5 protein-coding genes are annotated in these 5,064 nt (G+C 42.8%); 3 read left to right on the top strand and 2 right to left on the bottom strand.

Annotated features, from left to right (window positions below; genetic code table 11):
* Window positions 1–326 precede the first annotated feature (326 nt).
* From NJ959_RS25295 to NJ959_RS25285, 3 genes are all read left to right on the top strand, one after another.
* Complete coding sequence (locus NJ959_RS25295; protein WP_254014524.1) at window positions 327–557, top strand: type II toxin-antitoxin system CcdA family antitoxin; 231 nt, start codon at window positions 327–329, stop codon at window positions 555–557.
* A 175-nt stretch (window positions 558–732) separates the two neighbouring features.
* The gene (locus NJ959_RS25290) at window positions 733–2,391 is read left to right on the top strand and encodes a GAF domain-containing hybrid sensor histidine kinase/response regulator (protein ID WP_254014523.1); all 1,659 of its coding nucleotides are present in this window, start codon (window positions 733–735) and stop codon (window positions 2,389–2,391) included.
* Between the two features lie 69 nt (window positions 2,392–2,460).
* Window positions 2,461–3,111: a DUF3386 domain-containing protein gene (locus tag NJ959_RS25285; protein WP_254014522.1), complete on the top strand. Its 651-nt coding sequence runs from the start codon at window positions 2,461–2,463 to the stop codon at window positions 3,109–3,111.
* A 232-nt stretch (window positions 3,112–3,343) separates the two neighbouring features.
* On the opposite strand, the gene NJ959_RS25280 is transcribed toward NJ959_RS25285, so the two are convergent.
* Window positions 3,344–4,249 (bottom strand): phosphatidate cytidylyltransferase, encoded by a 906-nt coding sequence (locus NJ959_RS25280; RefSeq protein WP_254014521.1) that lies wholly within the window; start codon window positions 4,247–4,249, stop codon window positions 3,344–3,346.
* A 162-nt stretch (window positions 4,250–4,411) separates the two neighbouring features.
* Window positions 4,412–5,011, bottom strand: a complete 600-nt coding sequence (gene cbiT, locus NJ959_RS25275) for a precorrin-6Y C5,15-methyltransferase subunit CbiT (protein ID WP_254014525.1) — start codon at window positions 5,009–5,011, stop codon at window positions 4,412–4,414.
* Between the last annotated feature and the right edge of the window lie 53 nt (window positions 5,012–5,064).

Below are 5,064 nucleotides of genomic sequence, written 5' to 3'. Positions count from 1 at the left end.
TGACCAGACTCAGGTCGACTTACCTACGTTAGTGGCAAGCGTTTAAGTTCTTACCTGCGGATGCGCAGCTAGTCCGTGAGCTGCTAAAACTCAAAGGTTAAACAGTCTTATGGGAGACAGTGCTTTTGAGATAGTACCCACCACTAACATTGTCAAAGCTAACTTTACCGGAGCAATCCGAGTTGGTTTTGCAGGTTTCCCATCAAAAAATCTGCGCTTTTGTTTCAATTTGAAATTAATCTTATGTTGCCTAGACCCCACCCCCCTTGGAATCTCGCCGCTAACAAACGTACAGGTATAGCAGTAGTCTCCAAGGGGGAAGAAAGATGAATAAGCCTGCCATACATCGAGAAAATACCGCTGACAAGGAAGAAATTTCTATCCATTTGGATGCAGAATTGTTGGAGGAAATCAAACACCTGACTAACGATCCAAGTAAAGTAATAGAAACCGCGATTCGTCAATGGCTTAGAGGTTCGCGCGATCGCGACGACGAACTTACCCGGACTTTGAGACGAAATCCTCCCGTACCGCCTCGAGGCGAATGGAACGATTAAGAGTAGATTGGGAGAGTCTTCCTGCCGAAAAGTTTTGGCTAACGCTCCCAACTTCAATGGGCTGCAATTTACGAATGATGGTGACTGTTAGTATTTTTATCGCTTTGAGTGTTCGGGTTTACTTCAGATGGTTGCTCCGGCTAATTCCCAAAGTATTGTATATGGATCTCCCAATATGGAATTAATTACTGCACAAGGCCAATCTAGCTTTTTGCAGGGGTTGGGGGCAGATTTAGTATTTACTCAAGATGCCTCTGGTCAGTACCACTCATTTTACTGGCGAGATGCCCAGAAATATGGTCTGACTGAAGAACAAGTGATTGGACTTCACCTAAAAGATACGTTTTATCCTGTTGCCTTGGAAGGATACCGAGATCGAATTCAGCGGATTTTGGAGCATCGAAATCCTGAACGTTGTATCCATTGGTTTCGGTATAATAAGGAAAATTTACCCTTTGAGTTGGCAATTTCCCCAATTTTAGAAAGAGATGGCAATGCCACAAAGGTATTGGTAATGGGTCACCTTTTACCCGAATCAGAGGTACAAAAGGTGATTGATTCTCTAGTGCCTTATAGTCTAGATCCAAATCAGAAACTCCTCACCCAGATTGCTCGCAAAATTCGCCGTACTCTAGATCTAGATACTATCTGGCAGCAAACGGTAGAAAGTTTGGGCAGGGCAATGCAGGTTAATCGCTGTATTGTTTGCTCTTATAAAAAAGGCGATCTAGAGGTTAAAGTGGAAGCGGAATATTGCCAGGAGTCCTTCGACTCAATGTTGGCAAAGAAGTTGGAACTGGAAAATGAACCGGAACTTAAAGAGGCGCTATTAAGTTCTAAACCAGTAGTGGATTATATCACAACTAGTGAGTCCCAGCAACAGTCAATTTTGGTGGTATCTACCTCCTACAAAGATGAACCAAATGGGTTAATTTGCCTACATCAGTGCGATCGCCATCGTCAGTGGAGTGACGCAGAAGTAGAGTTGGTGCGAGAATTAGCCGAACAAGTGGGAACTGCGATCGCTCATGGTACGCTATACAAGGAACTAGAAATTGCGACAATCCAAGCAGAAGAAGCGTCCCGTCTTAAGAGTGAATTCCTAGCCAATACATCCCATGAACTCCGAACGCCTCTCAATGGCATGATTGGGTTTCTCCGGTTGGTTATAGACGGGGTAGCAGACGATCCGGATGAGGAAAAAGAATTCATTCAAGAAGCCCTCAATTCAGCTATACACCTGCTGAATATTATTAACGATATCTTAGATATTGCTAAGATTGAATCCGGAAAAATGGAGCTGGAATTAGGACCACTGGAACTCGATGCTCTATTTAGAAAGGTTTACGACTTACAAAGACAACAAGCGCAACATAGGAACCTAAATCTCACCATTGAAATGCCTCGCGGTATTGAAGGAATTACTGTATATAGTAATTATCAGCGACTCCTTCAGGTGTTGTTAAATCTGGTTGGTAATGCGATTAAATTCACTGAGGAGGGTGGCATTACTATCAGTGCTGAAGTGATTAGGCAAAATGTCAGATTTAAAGATGAGGAATTACCTGGTTACGTGAAAGTCCGAGTTGCTGATACAGGAATTGGGGTTTCTCTTGATAAACAGGATAAACTTTTTCAATCCTTTAGCCAGGTGCATAGTGGACTAAATCGTCCCTACGGTGGTACAGGTTTGGGATTGGCAATTTCTCAAAAACTGGTAGAAACGATGGGTGGTGTAATGAACTTTTTCAGTATGGGTGAAGGGCTGGGTTCAACAGTTACCTTTACTGTACCGTTATTTCAAGATCCAATAGTGATAACGCAAGATTATTAACTGGAGTAAGGCAGGCAACACTATGGAAAGATCTGTAAACTAGAAGAGTTAACTTTACAAAGGTTGGGTATGACTGAGCAAACAGGCGCTCGTGAATTATTTCAGGCTGCTTACGAACATCGTTACACTTGGGATGAAAATTTCCCTGGCTATAGTGCTGATGTGGAAATTAAGCAGGGAGATGAAGTCTACAGCGGTAGTGTTCGCATCAATAGCGATTTGACGGTTGAAGTTACCGGATTTTCTGATGAAAAGGTGCAAGAAAGTGTCTATAACCAAATGCGGGATATAGTCACTCACCGCAAACGGTCATCTTTTGCCCAAGCACATGGTAAAAATGAGTTTAGCCTGGGGGAAACTGATAGTACTGGTGCTGTGGAAATTTCTGTCAAAGGTGATGCCATGGGTTCTAATTATAAGGTGCGGGGAAAAGAAATTTCTCAGGTTAGCCGGGTGATGGGACCAATGGCTTTCACGATTAATACTAACAGCAGTTTGGATACGGGGGAAGGTTATCTTTCTTCTGGTTATAATGCTATTTTCCGTAATGCTAAGACTGGTGAATTGAAGGGTAAGCGGGAATTTGAAGATACTTTTGAGAAATTTGGCGATTATTATGTGATGACTCACCAAGTTGTTGAGGCGATTGAGGGGGATTCCCGGATTACTACTGAGTTCACTTTTTCTAATATTAGGCTATTGGCGATGGCTGTAGTGTAGAAATATCGCTTGGTATTGGTAGCGTGATTGCAGGGTGAAGCATTTGGACTCTATATCTATGGTTTTAAACATAAATTGTCGCCCTTATGCTTCACCCCTACATACATCTATAGCAAAAGTCAAGTGCGAATAATTTGGCAGCGGATTTTGCAGCGGATTTGGTAACGGATGTAACGGATATGTTATTGATTTAATGAATTAATTAAAACAACAAACAACTAACAACCACACCCTACAAAAACGATGGTAATAGAGGGAGTAAAAGTGTCATGAAATAGTAAACCAAAGGAGCTGTAAAAATATAACTGTCAGAGCGATCTAAAATGCCACCATGGCCGGGAATTAATTGTCCGGAATCCTTGACACCAGCATCTCTTTTCATCATCGATTCTGTTAAATCACCTAATAAACTGGTGATCCCAATTATTGCTCCCAATATTAAGCCGCCTATTTGCCAACTCGGCCATTGCAAGTACCAAGCACCAGCCATAGCGACAGCAATACTACCAGCAAAACCGAAAATAGCGCCTTCGACTGTCTTTTTGGGACTAATATCAGATAGGGGAGTACGGCCAAAAAACTTTCCGAAAACATAAGCCCCAATATCAGCCGCCCAAATGCAGCTAAAGGCTAATAGAGTGGCAGTTAACCCAAGAGGTAAATCTGTGACATTTGTCCAAGTATTAGGCCAATATCCAGCCAAAGGTAGGTTATTTGCACTGGCTGTAGCATTCAATGGTAGTGATGAAACTCCATCTAAACCCACTCGTAACCGCACCCAATAGCTAGGCAAATAGCCACAGTAAAGCAACCCCAAAATTGAAGAGGCAATATCGGCAATTGTCGCCATTTTTGGTTGAAATAGGAGGTAGAAACAGATTATAGTTCCTGCGATAGGAAAGAGGGCATCTGTCAGGGTGGGAGATACCGAAGATGTCACCAATAGCAGCAAACTCAAGATGAGGGTGGTTTTGGTAGCTGGCGCAATCCCTTTGGCTTGCACCAGTTGAAAAAATTCTAATTCACCCAGATAGACGAGGATGCAAAAACCGAAGGTAAAGTACCATCCGCCAGCAAGTAGCACCGCTATCGCTATGGCGATTGCCACAATTGCACTAAAAATTCGGGTCCAAGGCATAGAATAGTGTTTAAAAGAAGACAGTTGGGTATAACTGTCGATATATGTCGAAAATTTAACCAGAAAAGCAGAGAGCAGAAGGCAGAAGGGATAAATCCCCCATGGCACACTTGACTTCAGACCAAGAAGCACTGTCCTGAAATCCGGTTTCTTTTTCCCACTTTACTCTAGTTTCTCACCACTGAGGATAAAAATAGGATTAACCGCAGCAAAAGTCTGGTTAGTGCCTCTAGTCTCCAATCGATTAACGGCTGATTGCACGACTTCAATATTACGGGCATGTAACTCGGCAAAGCCTTCGGAAAGGGCATAGAGATTTTCCAGATTAGCCGCAGTTGCAACGACTCTACCTTCTGGTTGCAAGTAATCCCATACTTCCTTTAGCATATTTTTAATTGGCCTTCCTCCTTCAATGAAGACGCGGTGGGGCTGCCAGGGTAAATCTTTGAGACATTCTGGCGCGGAGCCTTCGATAATTTCTACGTTTTTGACTCCGAATCGCTCGCAGTTACGACGGACTAGGTTTGCTACTTCTTCATCCCTTTCTATGGCAATTATTTTACCTTGAGGACATAGTAGTCCTGTTTCTACTGGTATTGTACCTGTTCCTGCACCAATATCCCATAATAATGAGTCCGATCGGAGTCGCAGGGCAGATATGATTAATAATCTTACTTCTCTTTTGCTGAGGGGAATACCGGGTAATCGTTCAAATAATTCATCAGGGATGCCGGGGGTAATATAAGGCCAAAGTTTAGTCATTTGTTGTTGGTTGTTGGTTGTTGGTTGTTGGTTGTTGGTTGTTGGTTGTTGGT

Source organism: Limnofasciculus baicalensis BBK-W-15, from assembly GCF_024178385.1.
Classification (GTDB): Bacteria; Cyanobacteriota; Cyanobacteriia; order Cyanobacteriales; family Coleofasciculaceae; genus Limnofasciculus; species Limnofasciculus baicalensis.
The sequence above is the reverse complement of the archived record's forward strand: the minus strand, read 5'-3'. Positions and strand labels throughout refer to the sequence as shown.